Consider the following 19,595-nt stretch of genomic DNA (forward strand, 5'->3'; position numbering starts at 1 on the left):
GTGATGGCAATTAGCTCAAGACCGGCAGCGTATCCACAGTCAATGCATCAGGCAATCGAATCTCGACTGCAACGGGAAGGTGGTCGGAAATTGGCCGCGCCAGCACCTCGACACGCTCCAGCGTGAGGCTTGGGCTGAGCAGGATATGGTCCAGGCAACGCTGTGGTCGCCAGCTGGGGAAGGTGGCCTCGACTTGCGGGGCAATCAGGCCCAGGTCGCGCAGCGGCGAGTGCTCCAGCAGGTCGGTGGCATGGGTGTTCATGTCGCCCATCAGCACCTGATGACGATAACCACCAATCAGCTCGCGGATATAACCCAGTTGCAGGGCACGCGTCCTGGCGCCGAGCGCCAGGTGCATCATCACCACGATCAACGCATCCTCGCCCTCACCAAAACGCACCAGGATCGCCCCACGGCCGGCCGGGCCTGGCAACGGGTGGTCTTCGAGCACCTGCGGCTTCAGGCGGCTGAGCACGCCATTGCTGTGCTGGGCGAAACGCCCGAGGTTGCGGTTGAGTTGCTGGTACCAGTAGGGGAAGGCCCCCAATTGAGCCAGGAGCTCGACCTGGTTGATGTAACCCGAGCGCAGGCTGCCACCGTCGGCTTCCTGCAAGGCCACCAGGTCGAAGTCGCCCAGCAGTTCGCCGATTTTCTGCAGGTTGCCGGCACGCCCGTTATGCGGCAGCAAGTGCTGCCAGCTGCGGGTCAGATAATGCCGGTAGCGTTCGGTGCTGATGCCAACCTGAATATTGAAACTGAGCAGCCGCAGCCGACCATCCTCGGGCAGGCCAGAGGCCTGCAGGTGATGCTCGTTGACCTGCGGCTGGTGCAGGCCAATGCCACGCGTGGCTCGGAAGCGGGGCATGGGTTACGCCGCTTACTTAGCGGCGCGCTCCTTGTCGATCAGCTGGTCGGCAACGTTCAGCACGCCTTCCGGCCCGCCAGCGGTGCCCAGGTCGAAGCGGTACTTGCCGTTGACGACCATGCTCGGTACGCCGGTGATTTCGTACTTTTTCGCCAGCTCTTTGGCCTGGTTGACCTGGCCCTTGATGGCGAATGAGTCGAAGGTGGCGAGGAACTTGTCCTTGTCCACGCCTTGGGTGGCGAGGAAGTCGGCCATGTCGTTCTTGTCGGTCAGGCGTTTGTGTTGGTTCTGGATGGCATCGAACACCGCCGCGTGAACCTTGTGCTCGACGCCCATGGCTTCGAGGGTGAGGAACATCTGGCCGTGGGCGTCCCATGGGCCGCCGAACATGGCCGGTACGCGCTTGAAGTTGACGTCCTTGGGCAGTTTTTCGACCCATGGGTTGATGACCGGTTCGAAGTGGTAGCAATGTGGGCAGCCGTACCAGAACAGCTCGACCACTTCGACTTTGCCAGGCACGGAAACCGGAACAGGGTTGCTCAGCTCGATGTATTCCTTGCCGGCGACAGGCTCGGCGGCCTGGACGGCAGTCATACCGAACACGCTGGCGGCGACCAGCGCAGCGCTGAGAATCAGTTTACGCATGCTTTACTCCTGAGCAGTCATGGGTCGCCACGACGCGACCTGCACTAGGACAGGCCGGGAAGGGCTCGAGTTCTGTAGTGTAACGGCTGCGGACTGAAAAAAGGGCGGCCCGGCCGCCCTTTCATCATTGGCCTACAACATTAACTGAAAGTTAATGCAGGCCCTGGATGTAGCTGGCCAACGCTTCGATGTCGTGGTTGCTCAGCTTGCCGGCGATGGTGCGCATGGTCATCGCATCGCCATCGTTGGTGCGGTTGCCTTCGCGGAAGTCCGTGAGCTGCTTGGTCACGTACTGCGAATGCTGCCCGCCCAGGTGCGGGAAGCCAGCCAGGGCGATGCCCGCGCCATTCGGTGAGTGGCAGCCTGTGCAGGCCGGCATGCCTTTTTCCAGGTCGCCGCCGTTGAACAGCGCACGGCCACGCTCGACCAGCTTGGGATCGGCGGCCCCCACGCTGCCTTTCTGGCTGGCGAAGTAGGCGGCAATGTCAGCCAGGTCCTGGTCGCTGAACGCGGCCAACATGCCGGTCATTTCCAGCACGGTGCGCTTGCCCGACTTGATGTCGTGCAGTTGTTTTTCCAGGTAACGCTGGCCTTGGCCGGCCAATTTAGGGAAGTTCGGTGCCAGGCTGTTGCCGTCGGGGTTGTGGCAGGCGCCACAAACGGCCGTCTTGGCCTGGCCGGCGGCGGCATCGCCTTTGATAGGTTGCGCAGCAGTGGCCGCACCTGCGACACCCAGGGTCAACAGCAGACTCACGACTAGTTTGTTCATCAGCTAATCCAACACGGCTAAGGGTGAAATGTTATGTATCGGGACTGCCGCTCATCCAAAGGATGACCAAACGGTAGTCCTCGGCACTGCAGTCCATGCACAATCCACGCGGCGGCATAGCCTTGAAACCCTGGGTCACGTGCTTCACCAGTACCTCCATGCCTTGCGCCAGCCTTGGCTCCCATGCTGCCCGGTCACCCCGTCTGGGTGCCTGTGGCAACTGCCCGGTGTGACAGGCCGCACACGTGCGGTTGTACAACACCTCGGGATCCTGTGTAGCCTGTGCGCTGAAAACCGGCAGGAACATACCGACAGCAAGCAGCCATTTCGCCATGCGGAACGACCTTCAGGGTTGGGGGCCGCGCTGCGTTCTGTTGCGCGAGCTATTGTTCGACACCCCATGCTCCTTCCCCTTCGCTGGGAGAATGAGCACACAAAAACTGGGGCATTATATACTTCCGCCATCCAAACGGAAACGACACCGCTTGCCAGGCTCGGGCCTTCAGAGTCAGGCAACACCCACATCGGATATCCCATGCAAGTCAAGAACCCCATCCTCGGCCTCTGCCAGAAAGCCAAATTCGCCCTCAGCGCAGCCAAGGTCGAACAATGCCCGGACGACCAGGGTTACGAGGTGGCTTTCGCCGGCCGCTCCAACGCCGGCAAATCCAGCGCCCTCAACACCCTGACTCATGCCAGCCTGGCGCGTACCTCGAAAACCCCCGGGCGCACCCAGCTGTTGAATTTCTTCAGTCTGGACGATGAACGGCGTTTGGTCGACCTGCCTGGCTACGGTTATGCAAAAGTGCCGATTCCGCTCAAGCAGCACTGGCAGAAACACCTGGAAGCCTACCTGGGCAGCCGTGAGTGCCTGCGTGGCGTGATCCTGATGATGGACGTGCGCCACCCGATGACCGACTTCGACAAAATGATGCTCGACTGGGCCAAGGCCAGCAGCATGCCGATGCACATCCTGCTGACAAAGGCTGACAAGCTGACCCACGGCGCGGGCAAGAACACCCTGCTCAAAGTGCAGTCGGAAATCCGCAAGGGCTGGGGTGATGGCGTGACCATCCAGCTGTTCTCGGCGCCCAAGCGCCTGGGCGTGGAAGACGCCTACAGGGTGCTGGCAGACTGGATGGAGCTGGAAGACAAGCCGGTAGCCTAAGACTAGAGCATCTCTGTGGGAGCGGGCTTGCCCGCGAAGATTCCAGCGCGGAGCATGGCCTGGGCTTCGCCCAGGTTTGCGGGCCAGCCCGCTCCCACAGTGTACTTCGCCAGGTTCAAGTCAAATTCCGGGCAAAAAAAACCCCGGACTTCGTATGGGGAGGGGGAAGTTCGGGGTCCAAGTCCGGACCGCTAGGGCGGGGTCCAGATATCTGCCAACACTTAACACAACATAGGAGCATCGAAGGGCTTCACCAGCCATTCAGTTACTCTGAGTTCCGCTTCACCGGTTTAGTTCCAAAGCCTTGAAAACTATTTGCGATAGTTTCATGAAACTTCAGCACCCATGGCACTGAGCGGTGCCAGGATCCGCGTCACTACGTCGCAGATCCTACACAGCTTTCCCCGCTCAATCAGTGAGCTTCGTCCCAATTCGCGCCAATTCCTGCTTCCACCAGCAGCGGCACATCCAGTTCCGCCGCCTTGCTCATGTGCTGGCGAATTTCATCTTTCACCTGCTGAACCAGGTCTTCACGCACCTCAAGTACCAGTTCGTCGTGTACCTGCAGGATCACCCGGGCATCCAGCCCGCTCTCGCTCAGCCAGTTGTCCACATTGACCATGGCCCGCTTGATGATGTCGGCCGCGGTGCCTTGCATCGGCGCGTTGATCGCCGTGCGCTCGGCGCCTTTGCGCAGGGCCGGGTTCTTGGCGTTGATGTCCGGCAGGTACAGCCTGCGGCCGAACAGGGTTTCGACAAAGCCTTGCTCGGCGGCCTGGGCGCGGGTGCGCTCCATGTAGGCCAGCACGCCCGGGTAGCGGGCGAAGTAACGGTCGATGTAATCCTGCGACTGTTTGCGGTCGACACCGATCTGCTTGGCCAGGCCGAAGGCGCTCATGCCATAGATCAGGCCGAAGTTGATGGCCTTGGCCTTGCGGCGTTGGTCGGTTGTGACGTCTTCCAGGGCCACACCGAACACTTCCGCCGCCGTGGCGCGGTGCACGTCCAAGTCATTGCGGAAGGCGTGCAACAAACCTTCGTCCTTGGCGAGGTGGGCCATGATGCGCAGCTCGATCTGCGAATAGTCCGCCGCCAGCAGCTTGTAACCGGGGCTGGCAATGAAGGCCTGACGAATACGACGGCCTTCGGCAGTGCGGATCGGGATGTTCTGCAGGTTCGGGTCGCTGGACGACAGCCGGCCGGTGGCAGCTACCGCCTGCTGGTAGGAGGTATGGATACGCCCGGTGCGCGGGTTGATCTGGCCCGGCAGCTTGTCGGTGTAGGTGCTCTTGAGCTTGCTCAGGCTGCGGTACTGCATCAGCACTTCTGGCAGCGGGTAGCCTTGCACGGCCAGCTCGTCGAGCACGGCTTCGGCAGTGGATGGCTGGCCTTTGGCCGTCTTGCTCAGCACCGGCATGCCCAGCTTGTCGTAAAGGATCGAACCCAGCTGCTTGGGCGAGCCGAGGTTGAATTCCTCACCGGCCAGCTCATAGGCGCGCTGTTCCAGCTCGGCCATCTTCACGCCCAGTTCACCACTCTGTACCTGCAGCAGTGCGGCATCGACCAACGCACCCTGGCGCTCGATCTTGGCCAGCACCGGCACCAACGGCATTTCGATGTCCATCAGCACCGGCTGCACACTCGGCGTCTGCGCCAGGCGCGCTTGCAGGGCGTGATGCAGGCGCAGGGTGATGTCGGCATCTTCGGCGGCATACGGACCGGCCTTGTCCAGGTGGATCTGGTTGAAGGTGAGCTGCTTGGCGCCCTTGCCGGCGATATCCTCGAAGGCGATGGTGGTGTGGTCGAGGTACTTCTGCGCCAGGCTGTCCATGTCGTGGCGGGTAGCCGTGGAGTTCAGCACATACGACTCGAGCATGGTGTCGTACGCCACGCCGCGCATGTCGATGGCAGGCGAGCCGTTGGCCAGGATGTTGATGTCGTACTTGGCGTTCTGCCCGACCTTGGCCTTGGCCGGGTCTTCCAGCAGCGGCTTCAGGGCGAGCAGCACGGCCTCGCGGTCCAGCTGGGCCGGCGCGCCTTCGTAATCGTGGGCCAAGGGCACATAGGCTGCTTCATGTGGCTCGACGGCGAACGACAGGCCAACCAGCTGTGCCTGCTGGGCGTCCAGGCCGGTGGTCTCGGTGTCGAAGGCAAACAACGGCGCCTGGCGCAGCTTCTCCAGCCAGGCATCGAAACGGGCCTGGTCGAGGATGGTCTCGTACCTGGGCTCGGCCTTGGCGGCTGGCGCCTCTACCGGTGCCACGTCATCACCGGCCTTGGCCGCGTCACGCTGCACCTCGGCGACCCAGCTCTTGAACTCCATCTCGGTGTATAGCGCCAGCAGCGCTTCACGGTCCGGCTCGCCGCACACCAGCGCATCCACTTCGACATCCAGCGGCACGTCGACCTTGATGGTGGCCAGTTCATAGGACAGGAACGCCGCATCGCGGTGCTCTTGCAGCTTGGCCGGCAAGGTCTTGGCGCCGCGAATGGCCAGCGCCGGGACCTTGTCCAGGTTGGCGTACAAGTCGCTGAGGCCGCCGCCGATGCCGGTCAGCAGGCCCACGGCGGTCTTTTCGCCCACACCCGGCACGCCTGGAATGTTGTCGACCTTGTCGCCCATCAGGGCGAGGAAGTCGATGATGTGTTCCGGGCCGACGCCAAATTTCTCGTGCACGCCAGCCACGTCCAGCACGCTTCCGGTCATGGTGTTGACCAAGGTAATGTGCCCGTCCACCAGCTGCGCCATGTCCTTGTCACCGGTCGAGATGATCACCGGGCGCCCTTGGGCCGCGCTGCTGCGGGCCAGGGTGCCGATGACGTCGTCAGCCTCGACACCCTCGACGCACAGCAACGGGTAGCCCAGCGCCCTCACGCTGGCATGCAGCGGCTCGACCTGCACGCGCAGGTCGTCCGGCATGCTGGGGCGGTTGGCCTTGTACTCGGCGAACATGGCATCGCGGAATGTGCCGCCTTTTGCGTCGAACACCACCGCGAACAGGCTGTCGGGGTATTGCTTGCGCAGGCTCTTGAGCATGTTCAACACACCCTTCACCGCACCGGTCGGCATGCCCTTGGACGTGGTCAGCGGCGGCAGCGCGTGGAAAGCGCGGTACAGGTAGGAGGAACCGTCCACCAGGACGAGGGGCGCTTGGCTCATGAGCAGAATCAACCTTTTCGACGGGTCCGGCGCTAGAATAGCCAGAATCATTGACGACAAAGGGACTAGGTTATCATGCGTACACTCAATCGCCTGTTACTGCTCGGCCTGTTGGCAACCATGCCTGTCGTTACCCTGGCGGCGGACGACGCCCCCTCGGCCGATCCCGAGGTGACCATTCGCACGGAAGGCGACAAAACCATCCAGGAATACCGGCAGAACGGCTTCCTGTATGCGATCAAGATCACGCCGAAAAACGGCAAGCCTTATTTCCTGGTACGCGCCGATGGCTCTGATGGCAATTTCATTCGTTCCGACCAGCCGGACATGCTGATTCCGTCCTGGAAGATCTTCGAGTGGTAATCTGACGCGCACCGTTCACATCAACCCGGCACTTCCCGGCGGAAGTGCCCGTATGGGCAATTTTTCATCATGTCAGTCTTCACCCCCGTGACCCGGCCTGAGCTGGAAACCTTTCTGGCGCCGTACGAGCTGGGCCGTTTGCTCGACTTCCAGGGCATTGCCGCCGGCACCGAGAACAGCAATTTCTTCGTCAGCCTCGAACAGGGGGAGTTCGTCCTGACGCTGATCGAGCGTGGGCCGAGCGAGGACATGCCGTTCTTCATCGAGCTGCTCGACACCCTGCACGCTGCCGACATGCCGGTGCCCTATGCCATTCGTGACCGCGACGGCAATGGCCTGCGCGAGCTGTGCGGCAAGCCTGCGCTGTTGCAACCACGCCTGTCGGGCAAGCACATCAAAGCGCCGAACAACCAGCACTGCGCCCAGGTCGGCGAGCTGCTGGCGCACATCCACCTGGCCACCCGCGAGCACATCATCGAGCGCCGCACCGACCGTGGCCTGGACTGGATGCTGGCCTCGGGTGCCGAGCTGCTGCCACGCCTGACTGCCGGGCAAGCCGCGCTGCTGCAGCCGGCGCTGGATGAAATCACCGCGCACAAGGCGCAGATCCTGGCCTTGCCACGGGCCAACCTGCATGCCGACCTGTTCCGCGACAACGTGATGTTCGAAGGCACCCACCTGACCGGTGTGATCGACTTCTACAACGCCTGCTCGGGGCCGATGCTGTATGACATCGCCATCACCGTGAACGACTGGTGCCTGGATGAACACGGCGCGATCGATGTGCCACGCGCCCAGGCGCTGCTGGCGGCCTATGCGGCGCTGCGGCCGTTCACGGCGGCCGAGGCCGAGCTGTGGCCGGAAATGTTGCGGGTAGGGTGCGTGCGCTTCTGGCTGTCGCGCCTGATTGCGGCGGAATCGTTTGCCGGGATGGATGTGATGATCCATGACCCGAGCGAGTTCGAGGTGCGTCTGGCACAGCGCCAGCAGGTGGCTTTGCACCTGCCGTTCGCCCTCTGATACCGGGTCTGCTTCTTCGCGGGTGAACCCGCTCCCACAGGTACAGCGATAGGCTTGAGACTAGCGCTATCTCTGTGGGAGCGGGTTTACCCGCGAATAGGCCGGAACAGGCTTACAGCTGTTCCAGACACCCAACCAGGTCACCGCCCAACTTCTCCAGCAAGCGCTCATAGCCCTTGCCATCCACCGGGTCGGTACCGCCCAAGGCATCCAGCTCGGCCAGGCGCACCGGCAACCCGGCGGTCAGGGTCTCGGCCAGTCGTGGTCGCAGCGGCGGTTCGCTGAACACACAGGTTTTACCCACTTCCTGCAGGCGCTTGCGCATGGCAGCAACATGCTGCGCGCCCGGCTGCACCTCGGAGGCCACGCTGAACACGCCCGTGTGTTTCAGGCCGTACTCGGCCTCGAAGTAGTCGAACGCTTCGTGGAACACGAAGTACGGCTTGCCGGCAATACTGGCCACTCGCGCCTTGATTCGCCCATCCATCGCATCCAGGCGCTCATCGAACGCCTTGAGGTTGCTCTGGTAGCGGGCAGCGTTGGCCGGGTCAACCTGAGCCAGGTCAGCGGCCATTTTCGCCGCGATCACCCGCGCATTGACCGACGACAGCCACAAATGTGCATCGAGGCTGCCCGGGCGGTGATCGTGGTCATGGTCGTCGTGATCCTCTTCCTCATGGGAGTGGCTGTCCTCGCCAAAATGACGCAACTTCATGCCCGTCAGCGACTGCACTGCCACCGTGGGCTTGCTGCGGCTGCCCAGCACCCGTGGCAGGAAGTTCTCCATGTCCGGGCCGATCCAGTACAGCAAGTCGGCATCGCCTACCCGCCGCACGTCGGAAGGGCGCAGCGCGTAGTGGTGGGGTGAAGCGCCTGGCGGCAACAGCACGTCAGGGCTGCCAACGCCATCCTGCACGGCGGCGGCAATCTGCTGCAGGGGTTTGATACTGGTGAGCACACGCACATCGGCCTGGGCAGAAAATGCGATGAAAGCGACAAACAGGGCTAGGAATCGGGACACGGTGGATACTCGAGTCGTCAGAAACAGGTAACATAATAACGTCTCCATCCAGAACCGTCGCTGCCCATGTCCATCACGCCGCTGGCCAACCGTCCTCACGATCACTCCCATTGCGTACACAGCGCATTGGCTGAAGCCGACGCCTTGTGCACCCGCCAGGGCCTGCGCCTGACCGCGCTGCGCCGCCGTGTGCTGGAACTGGTGTGGCAAAGCCACAAGCCGCTGGGCGCCTACGACATCCTCGCCGTGCTCAGCGAGCAGGACGGCCGCCGCGCCGCCCCGCCTACGGTGTACCGCGCGCTGGACTTCCTGCTGGAAAACGGCCTGGTGCACCGCATCGCCTCGCTCAACGCCTTCATCGGCTGCAGCCACCCCGAGCACGTGCACCAAAGCCAGTTCCTGATCTGCCGGGCCTGCCATGTGGCCATCGAGCTGGAGCAAAGCAGCATCAGCGAGGCCATCATCAACAGCGCCAAGGGCGTGGGCTTCATGGTCGAGACCCAGACCGTAGAAGTGGTCGGCCTGTGCGGCAACTGCCGGAGCGCGGCATGAGCGATGCGCTGATCCGCCTGGAACAGGTGGGCGTTACCTTTGCCGGCGAGGCGGTACTCGACAGCATCGACCTGTCGGTGGCACCCGGCCAGATCGTCACCCTGATCGGCCCCAACGGGGCGGGCAAAACCACCCTGGTGCGCGCCGTGCTCGGGTTGCTCAAGCCGCATCGCGGCAAGGTGTGGCGCAAGCCGAAACTGCGTATTGGCTACATGCCGCAGAAGATCCAGGTCGATGCCACACTGCCGCTGTCGGTGCTGCGCTTCTTGCGCTTGGTGCCCGGCGTAGACCGCGCGGCAGCCTTGTCGGCGTTGCAGGAAGTGGGTGCCGAGCAGGTCATCGACAGCCCGATCCAGACTATTTCCGGCGGCGAGATGCAGCGCGTGCTGCTGGCCCGTGCGCTGCTGCGCGAACCTCAGTTGCTGGTGCTCGACGAGCCGGTGCAGGGCGTGGATGTGGTCGGCCAGACCGAGCTGTACAACCTCATCACCCGCCTGCGCGACCGCCACGGCTGCGGCGTGCTGATGGTGTCCCACGACCTGCACCTGGTGATGAGCGCCACCGACCAGGTGGTGTGCCTGAACCGCCACGTGTGCTGCTCGGGCCACCCGGAGCAAGTCAGCAACGACCCGGCCTTCGTCGAACTGTTCGGCCAGAACGCCCCGAGCCTGGCCGTTTACCACCACCATCACGACCACAGCCACGACCTGCACGGCTCGGTCGTCGCCCCCGGCACCCATGTTCACGGAGAGCACTGCAAGCATGGCTGATTTTCTTCTTTACGCCTTGCTTGCGGGTTTGTCCCTGGCAGTAGTTGCGGGCCCACTCGGCTCTTTCGTGGTGTGGCGGCGCATGGCGTATTTCGGCGATACGCTGTCCCACGCCGCGCTGCTGGGCGTGGCACTGGGTTTCGTGCTGGACGTAAGCCCGGCCTTGGCGGTAACCGTGGGCTGCCTGTTGCTGGCAATCCTGCTGGTCACCTTGCAACAGCGCCAACCGCTGGCCTCCGACACGCTGCTGGGCATCCTCGCCCCCAGTACCCTGTCGCTGGGCCTGGTGGTACTGAGCTTCATGCACGATGTGCGCATCGACCTGATGGCCTACCTGTTCGGCGACCTGCTAGCCATCAGCACCACCGACCTCGCCTGGATTCTCGGCGGCAGTGCGCTGGTCCTGCTGCTGCTCGCCGTGCTGTGGCGGCCGTTGCTGGCAGTTACCGTGCACGAAGAACTGGCGATGGTCGAAGGCCTGCCCGTTGCGGGCCTGCGCATGGCATTGATGCTGCTGATTGCAGTGGTGATTGCCGTCGCCATGAAGATCGTCGGTGTATTGCTGATCACTTCGCTGCTGATCATCCCCGCCGCTGCGGCGCAACGTCACGCACGCTCCCCCGAGCAGATGGCCCTGGGCGCCAGCCTGCTCGGCGTTACCGCCGTTTGCGGTGGCCTGGCCATGTCCTGGTTCAAGGATACCCCCGCCGGCCCGTCGATCGTGGTCTGCGCTGCGGTGCTATTCTTGCTGAGCCTGGCCCTGCCAAAACGCTGAAAGACAGGGCGTGTGATGGCACGCCTTGCAACCTTTTGCCGGGTAAAGGGTCTGTAAGACCTGTTTTCGAGCGTGCGCACCTGGGTGTAGACTTGCTCGCTTTTTGCGCAAATAGAGAGTCGCAGGAATGAAGCCGTTCGCCTCCCGTTATCTGCTTGTTGCCGCGTTTTCCCTGTTCCTGGCTGCTTGCTCCAGCGCGCCGGTCGAACAGGCCGCTGTACCTGCCCAAGCCGATGCCTGGCAGCAGTTGCAACAAAACATCGCCAGCAATGAGCTGGCCACCGCCGAAGACCAGCTGGCAGCCCTTCAGGCCCAGTCGCCGGATGACGCGCGCCTGGAGCAATACCAGCGTCAGTTGGCCGAAGCCTATCTGCAACGCAGTCAGATCGTCCTGCAAAAGGGCGATGTGAACGCAGCAGCTACCGCCCTGGCCCGTGCCCGTGCACTGATGCCGCAAGCCCCGGCGGTGACCGGTGGCGATCCCCTGTCCCAGGCACGCAAGGCCGAGCTGGAGAAGGCAGAAGCTGCCTTGAAAGCTGCTGAAGCGAAGCCCAAGGCACGCATCATCGACCCTACAGCGCCAAGCACGGTGGTGGCCTTGAAGACCACCGACAGCCGCGCCATGCGCCGCCAGCTCGATGACATTGCCGCCGACGTGGTGAGCTATGGCTGCGAAGTGGTGTTCCAGGTGCCGCGTACGGACGATGCCCCTTGGCTGAAGACCTTGCTGGAGAAACGCGTGCGCAAGATCGACAGTGGTTTCGAGCTGAAGCAGAAGCATGAAATTCAGCGCTCGCTGCCGGCCCAAGTGGTTTTGGTGCCGCACCCGCAATAAAACTTTAGAGCCCTATCGCCGGCAAGCCAGCTCCCACAGGTAGTGCACAACCCCAAGCCCTGCGCAGTACCTGTGGAAGCTGGCTTGCCGGCGATGGGCTGCAAAGCAGCCCCTTAGGCCGGCACAGCCTCCGCAGCAGCTTCCCGCTCCCACACCCGATGCCCCTCAACCGCTTTGACAAAGGCATCCACGGCTTTTTGGTCATCCGCCAGCAGCAAGCCCTTGTCTTCCTTAAGTCCCAGGCCGGTCGCCAGTTCCTTGGTCAACACCATAGCCTTCAGGTGCTTGTAGCCTTCCAGCAAGAAGTGTTTGGCTAGCCCGCTGGCTGCCAAGGCATCCGTCGAAGCCTTACCTGATGGCACGACAATCCCGTCGAACATGATCGATGGCATCCCCTCCATCGATGCCTCCACCGGCAGTTGCTTGCCATCCGTCGCCTTTACCGGCGCCGAGGTCGGCCCCAACAGCATCGGCCGGGCACTGTGCGCTTCCAGGGCCTTGATCAGTTTGTCCACGCTTGCAGCGTCCACGCCATTGGCCACCAGCACGGCAATCTTGCGCCCCTTGATACCCACCGAACCTGGGTGGTTCATCTGGCTCAAGGCCGGTGATTGCGCCAGCTGGCTGCCCTTCACCTGCACCGTACCCGCTTTCGGCGCAGGCAGGCCCAGGTTGGCTGCAACTGCCGCCGCCAGCTTCAAATCGATATTGGCGAGAATTTCATTCACTTCCCGGGCGCGGATATGTTCGCGCTCCACTTTGCCCAACTCGAAGCTGTAAGCCTTGATGATGTGCTGCTGTTCGGTCGGGCTCATGCTCTGGAAGAACAGCCGGGCTTGCGAGAAGTGATCACCGAACGACTCGCTGCGCTGACGAATCTTGTGCGCATCGATACGCTCCTGGTAGCTCTCGAAACCACCGTCCTGCGCCGCTGCCGGGGTTTCCTTTGGCCAACCACCGTCGATCGAGTTTGGCTCGTAGGACGCCCGCCCCTTGTGCACGACGTGCTGGTGCAGGGCATCACGCTGGTTGTTGTGGTTAGGCGCTACCGGGCGGTTGATCGGGATCTGGTGGAAGTTCGGCCCGCCCAGGCGGCTGATCTGGGTATCGGTGTACGAGAACAGCCGGCCCTGTAGCAGGGGGTCATTGGTAAAGTCGATTCCAGGCACGATATGGCCTGGGCAGAACGCCACCTGTTCGACCTCGGCAAAGAAATTGTCCGGGTTACGGTTCAGCACCATCTTGCCCAAGGGCGTTACGGGCACCAGCTCTTCCGGAATGATCTTGGTCGGGTCCAACAAGTCGAAGTCGAACTTGTGCTCGTCGGCCTCCGGCACGATCTGCACGCCGAGTTCCCATTCCGGGTAATCGCCGGTCTCGATCGCCTCCCACAAGTCACGGCGCTGGAAGTCAGTGTCCTTGCCCGCCAGTTTCTGCGCCTCGTCCCACAGCAGCGAATGCACGCCCTGGCGCGGCTTCCAGTGGAACTTGACGAAACTGGCCACGCCCTCGGCGTTGATCAGGCGGAAGGTATGCACGCCAAAGCCTTCCATCATGCGCAAGCTGCGCGGGATAGCCCGGTCGGACATGGCCCACATCACCATGTGGGCCGACTCCGGCACCAGCGAAACGAAATCCCAGAACGTATCGTGGGCCGAGCCACCGGTAGGAATCTCGTTATGCGGCTCGGGTTTGACCGCATGCACAAAATCGGGGAACTTGATGGCATCCTGGATGAAGAAGACCGGCATGTTGTTGCCGACCAGGTCGAAGTTACCTTCGTCGGTATAGAACTTGACCGCGAAACCGCGCACATCACGCACGGTATCCCCCGAACCACGGGGACCTTGCACGGTGGAAAAGCGTACAAACACCGGTGTGATCTTGTCGGGATCTTGCAGGAAACCGGCTTTGGTCAGATCCGCATGGTTGCCATAACTCTGAAAGTAGCCGTGCGCCCCGGTACCACGGGCATGCACGATGCGCTCCGGGATGCGCTCATGGTCGAAGTGGGTGATCTTCTCGCGCATGATGAAGTCTTCGAGCAGCGACGGCCCTCGTGCGCCAGCCTTGAGGCTGTTCTGGTTGTCGGCAATCTTCACGCCCTGGTTGGTGCGCAGGGCCTGGCCGGTAGCGTCGCTGCGGAAGGTTTCCAGGCTCTGCAACTTGGCATTGGTATTGGCCCGGTCCGGGGTCTGGGTGCCAGCGGCTTCACTCTGCTTGGGCGCGTCCGTTTTCTTGCTGGGCATGGTCGTCTCTCCTCATCAGTCTTCAGGCGTGCCCGTTGCGGGCTTGTTCAACTAGTGACTGGAAGGCTTTGCCGAGCGTTCAATCAGGATTACCGGTTGTCGCGATATGCCCGATGGATTGGTGCATTACGAAATAAATGCTAAGAACAGCTATGGGAAAAGGCTAAAATGCGCGACCCCAGCTAACCGCTGACCCAAATTTCATGCGCCCCACAAGGTTCGCTACGTGATCGAGTTCCAACAGGTACATAAAACCTACCGCGTTGCCGGTAGGGAAATCCCCGCACTGAATCCGACCAGCCTGACCATCGAAGATGGCCAGGTGTTCGGCCTGATCGGCCATTCCGGCGCCGGCAAAAGCACCATGCTGCGCCTGATCAACCGCCTGGAAGAGCCCTCCGGCGGCAAGATCATCGTCGACGGCGAAGACGTCACCGCGTTCAACGCCAGCCAGTTGCGCGGCTTCCGCCAGCAGGTCGGGATGATCTTCCAGCACTTCAACCTGCTGGCCTCCAAGACCGTCGCCGACAACGTCGCCCTGCCACTGACCCTGGCCGGCGAGCTGTCGCGCAGCCAAATCGACAAACGTGTCACCGAGCTGCTGGCCCGTGTAGGCCTGCAAGACCACGCCAAAAAGTACCCGGCGCAGCTGTCCGGTGGCCAGAAGCAGCGCGTCGGCATCGCCCGCGCCCTGTCCACCAACCCGAAGATCCTGCTGTGCGACGAGGCTACCAGTGCCCTCGACCCGCAAACCACGGCTTCGGTCCTGCAATTGCTGGCCGAGATCAACCGTGAGCTGAAGCTGACCATCGTGCTGATCACCCATGAAATGGACGTGATCCGCCGTGTCTGCGACCGCGTGGCAGTGATGGACGCCGGCCAGATCGTCGAGCAAGGCTCGGTGGCCGATGTGTTCCTGCACCCGCAGCACCCCACCACCAAGCGCTTTGTCCAGGAGGACGAGCAAGTCGACGAAGGCGAACAGCGCGACGATTTCGCCCATGTACCAGGCCGTATCGTGCGCCTGACCTTCCAGGGCGACGCCACCTACGCGCCGCTGCTGGGCACCGTGGCCCGCGAAACCGGTGTGGACTACAGCATCCTCGCCGGGCGTATCGACCGCATCAAGGATGTCCCCTATGGCCAGCTCACCCTCGCCCTGATCGGCGGTGACATGGAAGCGGCATTCGCCCGCTTCAAGGCAGCTGACGTACATATGGAGGTACTGCGTTGATGGACGCCCTGAATTTCTTTGCAAACGTCGACTGGGCCGAAATCTGGCTGGCCACCGTCGATACCATGATCATGTTGTTCGGCTCGTTGTTCTTCACCGTGCTGCTGGGCCTGCCGCTGGGCGTGCTGCTGTTCCTCTGCGGGCCTAAGCAGATGTTCGAGCAAAAGGGCGTGTATGCGCTGCTGTCGCTGGTGGTGAACATCCTGCGCTCGCTGCCGTTCATCATCCTGCTGATCGTGATGATCCCGTTCACCGTACTGATCACCGGCACCTCGCTGGGCGTTGCCGGCGCCATTCCGCCGCTGGTGGTAGGTGCCACGCCGTTCTTCGCGCGCCTGGTGGAAACGGCCCTGCGTGAAGTGGACCGCGGCATCATCGAAGCTACCCAGTCGATGGGCGCCACCACCCGCCAGATCATCACCAGTGCGCTGCTGCCGGAAGCCCGCCCGGGCATCTTCGCGGCCATCACCGTAACGGCCATCACCCTGGTGTCGTACACCGCCATGGCCGGTGTGGTCGGTGCCGGTGGCCTGGGCGACCTGGCGATTCGCTTCGGTTACCAGCGCTTCCAGACCGATGTAATGGTAGTGACCGTGGTATTGCTGCTGGTACTGGTTCAAGTACTGCAGAGCGTGGGCGACAAACTGGTCGTGCATTTTTCCCGTAAGTAACCCCAATGGGGTCGGCCCGGCCGACCCGTTCGGGGGCCGTCGCGGCCCTCACAAGGAGTGATTGATGAAGAAGCTGCTTGCTGTCGCTGCCGCTGTCGCGGCCTTCTCGGCCCACGCCGATACCCTGACCGTTGCCGCCACCCCGGTGCCGCACGCCGAGATCCTCAACTTCGTCAAACCACAGCTGGCGAAAGAGGGCGTGGAGCTGAAGGTGAAGGAGTTCACCGACTATATCCAGCCGAACGTGCAGGTGGCCGAAAAGCGCCTGGACGCCAACTTCTTCCAGCACCAGCCGTACCTGGATGAGTTCAACAAGGCCAAGGGCACCCAACTGGTGAGCGTAGCCGGCGTGCACATCGAGCCGCTGGGCGTGTACTCGACCAAGATCAAGAAGCTGGACGAGTTGTCTTCCGGCGCCACCGTGGTCATCCCCAACGACGCCACCAACGGCGGCCGCGCCCTGCTGCTGCTGGACAAGGCCGGTGTGATCAAGCTGAAGGACAACAAGAACATCCTGTCCACCGTGAAGGATGTTGCCGAGAACCCGAAAAGCATCAAGTTCCGTGAGCTGGAAGCGGCCACCATCCCGCGCGTGCTGACCCAGGTCGATGCCGCCCTGATCAACACCAACTACGCGCTGGAAGCCAAGCTGAACCCGGAGAAGGACGCGCTGGCCATCGAAGGCAGCGACTCGCCTTACGTGAACATCCTGGTTGCCCGCCCGGACAACAAAGACTCGGAAGACATGAAGAAACTGGCCGCTGCGCTGCACTCGCCTGAGGTGAAGCAGTTCATCGTCGAGAAATACAAGGGCGCTGTGGTTCCGGCGTTCTGATCCGAAATCCCCGGGGCCGCTTTGCGGCCCTTTCGCGGCACAAGGCCTGCAAAGCAGGCTCGAAATCTCAATCCCGCTTCACAAGCCCGGGCAACTGCGCCACCAGCTTCTGGTTGTTGAACGGCGCACGAATGAAACCACGCTGACGCCCATCCGGCCCCACAACCGCCAGGTTACCGCTGTGATCCACGGTATACCCCGGCTTGCTGGTATCGGCCGGAATGAACGGAATGCTCAAGGCATTAGCCAACTTCTGGGTATCCTCGATCGACCCCGCCACCCCGACAAAGTCCTTGTCGAAATAGCCCAGGTATTGCTTCAACTGGTTAGGCGTGTCGCGGTTCGGGTCCACACTCACCAACACCACCTGCAGCCGGTCAACGGCTTCCTTGGGCAGCTCACTCTTCACCTGGCGCAACTGGGCCAAGGTAGTCGGGCAGATGTCCGGGCAGTAGGTGTAGCCAAAGAACAGCAGCGACCATTTGCCCTTCAGGTCATCCAGTCGCACTGACTGGCCGTCCTGGTTGGTCATGGTCACATCCGCCACGGTACGGCTCTGCGGCAGCAGGATGATGCCGGCGTCGATCAGCTCGGTAGGGTTGGGCTGGTCGCGGCCATTGAGCACCTTGTTGACAGTCAGGCCCATGATCAGCGCGACCAAGGCAACGAGGATAAAGACGGTTTTCTGGGTTCGGGTCATAGGTTCAGCAACAGGTAGTGGTCGAGGAGCAACGCGATGAACAGCGCGAACAGGTAGCCGATAGAGTACTTGAAGGTACCGATCGCCGCGTGCGGCCGGCTGCCACGGTACAACACCCAGGCCCAATGCAGGAAGCGCAGGCCCAGCGCCAGGGCACAGGCCAGGTACAGCGGGCCGCTCATGTGGATGGCATACGGCAACAGGCTGACCGCCAGCAATACCAGGGTGTACAGCAGGATATGCAGCTTGGTGTAGCGCTCGCCGTGGGTCACCGGCAGCATCGGGATATCGGCCTTGGCGTATTCCTCCTTGCGGTGGATGGCCAAGGCCCAAAAGTGCGGTGGCGTCCAGGCGAAGATGATCAGCACCAGCAGCAAGGGTTCGGCGCTGACATGGCCGCTTACGGCCACCCAGCCGAGCAGCGGCGGGGCGGCGCCGGCCAAGCCACCGATGACGATGTTCTGTGGCGTGGCACGCTTGAGAAAGCCGGTGTAGAGCACCGCATAGCCAAGCAAGGACGCCAGGGTAAGCCAGGCGGTCAGGGCGTTGGTGAACACCAGCAGCAGCGCCATGCCCAACACTGCGAGCGCCAAGGCGAACGACAGTGCGGGCAGTGGCTCGACCCGGCCTTGGGCCAGGGGCCGCTTGTGGGTACGGGCCATCAGCGCATCGATGCGCCGATCCACCACATGGTTGACCACCGCTGCACCACCTGCACACAAGCCGATGCCCAGGTTGCCGAACAGCAGCACGCTCCAGCTCACCCCGGCCCGGGTGGCGAGGAACATGCCTGCCAGCGAGGTAATCAGCATCAGCACCACCACCTTGGGCTTGGTCAGCTCCAGGTAATCGCGCCAGCTGGCCCGCCGTGCACTCAGAAGCGTCGCCACGAATCGTTCCTCATGTGAAGGGAAGTGCCCACGCCGGCCACCGGCCGCAGGCGCCAGCCGTGGCCGACACCCACGCGCAACTTGTCGACCACGCGAATGCGGTAGTTCACCAGCACCATGCTCAGCAGCAACATCGCCCCACCCGCGTTGTGCGCCACAGCCACCGCCAGTGGCAGGTGGAACAACACATTGCTGATGCCCAGGCCCACTTGCAGGGCCAGCGCCAACAGTACCAGCCGCGCCAGACCGGGGAGGCCACAGCGGTGCAGCTTCCAGCTGAGCATCAAAAGCACGCAAGTCACCAACAATGCCCCCAGCCGGTGGCTGATGTGGATGGCCGTGCGTGCATCACTGTCCAGTTGCCCGCCGAGGTAGTTGGGGCCGACGTGTTGGGTCAGATGGAAGCCGTTGCTGAAGTCCGCCGCCGGCCACCACTGGCCATGACAAGTGGGCAGGTCAATGCAGGCGACCGCTGCGTAGTTGGCACTGACCCAACCGCCCAGGGCGATCTGGCCGATCACCACCAGCAGGGCCAATGCAGCGATCCGGCGCAAGCTCAACGGCAACTTGGGCAATGGCGCAAAAGCCCGGGATAGACGCAGGGATAGCAGGAACAGCAGGCTCAACGTAGTGAACCCGCCGAGCAAGTGCGCGGTAACCACCTGTGGCCACAGCTTCAGGGTAACTGTCCACATGCCGAAAGCCGCCTGGGCCAGCACCACGCCCAGTAACAACACAGGCAGGCGATAGGGCTGGCCATCGCGGGCATGCCGGCGCACCGCCTGAAAGGCGAGCAGGGCAATCACCACGGCCAGCGTGCCGGCGAAGTAGCGATGGACCATCTCGGCCCAGCCCTTGGCCTCTTCCACGGGGTGATCGGGGAAGTGCAGCTCGGCATGGGCCAATTGGGCCTCGCTCTTGGGCACGCTGATGAAGCCGTAGCAACCTGGCCAGTCCGGGCAGCCCAGGCCGGCGTGGGTCAGGCGGGTATAGGCACCGAGCAGGACGACCAGCAGTGCCAGCAGGGTGGCGAATACAGCCAAGCGGAATCCAGGTCTGGCCATGGCAGGCTC

General features: G+C 62.6%; 19 protein-coding genes and 1 pseudogene. 10 read left to right on the forward strand and 10 right to left on the reverse strand.

The window, feature by feature from the left end:
* Positions 1-10: 10 nt before the first annotated feature.
* The 4 genes and pseudogenes from B9A31_RS00170 to B9A31_RS00185 all read right to left on the reverse strand — a co-directional run bounded on the left by B9A31_RS00170 (position 11) and on the right by B9A31_RS00185 (position 2,613).
* Positions 11-843 (reverse strand): annotated as a pseudogene (locus tag B9A31_RS00170) (endonuclease/exonuclease/phosphatase family protein).
* A gap of 34 nt (positions 844-877) precedes the next feature.
* Complete coding sequence (gene dsbA, locus B9A31_RS00175) at positions 878-1,510, reverse strand: thiol:disulfide interchange protein DsbA (protein ID WP_019099201.1); 633 nt, start codon at positions 1,508-1,510, stop codon at positions 878-880.
* 151 nt (positions 1,511-1,661) lie between these two features.
* A complete protein-coding gene (locus tag B9A31_RS00180; protein WP_016712846.1) occupies positions 1,662-2,279 on the reverse strand; it encodes a c-type cytochrome in 618 nt (205 codons plus the stop codon).
* Positions 2,280-2,310: 31 nt separating this feature from the next.
* The gene (locus tag B9A31_RS00185) at positions 2,311-2,613 is read right to left on the reverse strand and encodes a c-type cytochrome (RefSeq protein ID WP_016712845.1); all 303 of its coding nucleotides are present in this window, start codon (positions 2,611-2,613) and stop codon (positions 2,311-2,313) included.
* A gap of 201 nt (positions 2,614-2,814) precedes the next feature.
* Here B9A31_RS00185 and yihA point away from each other — a divergent pair, with 201 nt between their 5' ends.
* Positions 2,815-3,447 (forward strand): ribosome biogenesis GTP-binding protein YihA/YsxC, encoded by a 633-nt coding sequence (yihA, locus tag B9A31_RS00190; protein WP_019099202.1) that lies wholly within the window; start codon positions 2,815-2,817, stop codon positions 3,445-3,447.
* A 412-nt stretch (positions 3,448-3,859) separates the two neighbouring features.
* Here the strand turns inward: yihA and polA are convergent, their stop codons facing one another.
* Entirely contained in the window at positions 3,860-6,607 is a 2,748-nt protein-coding gene (gene polA / locus B9A31_RS00200) for a DNA polymerase I (RefSeq protein WP_025754201.1), read from the reverse strand.
* Positions 6,608-6,682: 75 nt separating this feature from the next.
* Between polA and B9A31_RS00205 the strand changes: the two genes are divergently transcribed.
* A complete protein-coding gene (locus B9A31_RS00205) occupies positions 6,683-6,970 on the forward strand; it encodes a DUF2782 domain-containing protein (RefSeq protein ID WP_013970316.1) in 288 nt (95 codons plus the stop codon).
* A gap of 69 nt (positions 6,971-7,039) precedes the next feature.
* Positions 7,040-7,990, forward strand: a complete 951-nt coding sequence (locus tag B9A31_RS00210) for a homoserine kinase (RefSeq protein ID WP_016712843.1) — start codon at positions 7,040-7,042, stop codon at positions 7,988-7,990.
* A gap of 112 nt (positions 7,991-8,102) precedes the next feature.
* Here the strand turns inward: B9A31_RS00210 and B9A31_RS00215 are convergent, their stop codons facing one another.
* Entirely contained in the window at positions 8,103-9,059 is a 957-nt protein-coding gene (locus B9A31_RS00215; protein WP_084296573.1) for a zinc ABC transporter substrate-binding protein, read from the reverse strand.
* Between the two features lie 18 nt (positions 9,060-9,077).
* On the opposite strand from B9A31_RS00215, the gene zur reads away from it, so the two are divergent.
* The 4 genes from zur (at position 9,078) to B9A31_RS00235 (ending at position 11,943) form a co-directional block, all read left to right on the forward strand.
* The gene (zur, locus tag B9A31_RS00220) at positions 9,078-9,563 is read left to right on the forward strand and encodes a zinc uptake transcriptional repressor Zur (RefSeq protein ID WP_084296574.1); all 486 of its coding nucleotides are present in this window, start codon (positions 9,078-9,080) and stop codon (positions 9,561-9,563) included.
* Positions 9,560-10,333, forward strand: a complete 774-nt coding sequence (gene znuC, locus B9A31_RS00225) for a zinc ABC transporter ATP-binding protein ZnuC (protein ID WP_019099206.1) — start codon at positions 9,560-9,562, stop codon at positions 10,331-10,333. The genes zur and znuC overlap by 4 nt, the downstream gene beginning before the upstream one ends.
* Positions 10,326-11,108, forward strand: coding sequence for a zinc ABC transporter permease subunit ZnuB (gene znuB / locus B9A31_RS00230; protein WP_084296575.1), 783 nt, complete (start codon positions 10,326-10,328; stop codon positions 11,106-11,108). Before znuC ends, znuB begins: the two co-directional genes overlap by 8 nt.
* 127 nt (positions 11,109-11,235) lie before the next feature.
* Entirely contained in the window at positions 11,236-11,943 is a 708-nt protein-coding gene (locus B9A31_RS00235) for a PA5502 family lipoprotein (RefSeq protein WP_019099208.1), read from the forward strand.
* A gap of 113 nt (positions 11,944-12,056) precedes the next feature.
* Here B9A31_RS00235 and katE read toward each other — a convergent pair whose 3' ends face one another.
* Entirely contained in the window at positions 12,057-14,192 is a 2,136-nt protein-coding gene (gene katE, locus B9A31_RS00240) for a catalase HPII (protein ID WP_019099209.1), read from the reverse strand.
* A 226-nt stretch (positions 14,193-14,418) separates the two neighbouring features.
* Between katE and B9A31_RS00245 the strand changes: the two genes are divergently transcribed.
* From B9A31_RS00245 to B9A31_RS00255, 3 genes are all read left to right on the forward strand, one after another.
* On the forward strand, positions 14,419-15,426 hold the full coding sequence (locus tag B9A31_RS00245; RefSeq protein ID WP_019099210.1) for a methionine ABC transporter ATP-binding protein: 1,008 nt from the start codon (positions 14,419-14,421) through the stop codon (positions 15,424-15,426).
* Positions 15,426-16,097, forward strand: a complete 672-nt coding sequence (locus tag B9A31_RS00250; protein ID WP_010951513.1) for a methionine ABC transporter permease — start codon at positions 15,426-15,428, stop codon at positions 16,095-16,097. The genes B9A31_RS00245 and B9A31_RS00250 overlap by 1 nt, the downstream gene beginning before the upstream one ends.
* 64 nt (positions 16,098-16,161) lie before the next feature.
* On the forward strand, positions 16,162-16,932 hold the full coding sequence (locus B9A31_RS00255; protein ID WP_016712836.1) for a MetQ/NlpA family ABC transporter substrate-binding protein: 771 nt from the start codon (positions 16,162-16,164) through the stop codon (positions 16,930-16,932).
* Between the two features lie 67 nt (positions 16,933-16,999).
* On the opposite strand, the gene B9A31_RS00260 is transcribed toward B9A31_RS00255, so the two are convergent.
* Genes B9A31_RS00260 through B9A31_RS00270 form a run of 3 tightly spaced genes read right to left on the reverse strand, consistent with a single transcriptional unit; the run spans position 17,000 to position 19,586 of the window.
* Positions 17,000-17,632, reverse strand: coding sequence for an SCO family protein (locus B9A31_RS00260; protein ID WP_084296576.1), 633 nt, complete (start codon positions 17,630-17,632; stop codon positions 17,000-17,002).
* The gene (gene cyoE, locus B9A31_RS00265) at positions 17,629-18,522 is read right to left on the reverse strand and encodes a heme o synthase (protein ID WP_019099212.1); all 894 of its coding nucleotides are present in this window, start codon (positions 18,520-18,522) and stop codon (positions 17,629-17,631) included. The genes B9A31_RS00260 and cyoE overlap by 4 nt, the downstream gene beginning before the upstream one ends.
* Complete coding sequence (locus B9A31_RS00270) at positions 18,507-19,586, reverse strand: COX15/CtaA family protein (RefSeq protein ID WP_084296577.1); 1,080 nt, start codon at positions 19,584-19,586, stop codon at positions 18,507-18,509. Before B9A31_RS00270 ends, cyoE begins: the two co-directional genes overlap by 16 nt.
* Positions 19,587-19,595 lie beyond the last annotated feature (9 nt).

It is taken from the genome of Pseudomonas sp. URIL14HWK12:I5 (assembly GCF_900176445.1).
Classification (GTDB): domain Bacteria; phylum Pseudomonadota; class Gammaproteobacteria; order Pseudomonadales; family Pseudomonadaceae; genus Aquipseudomonas; species Aquipseudomonas monteilii.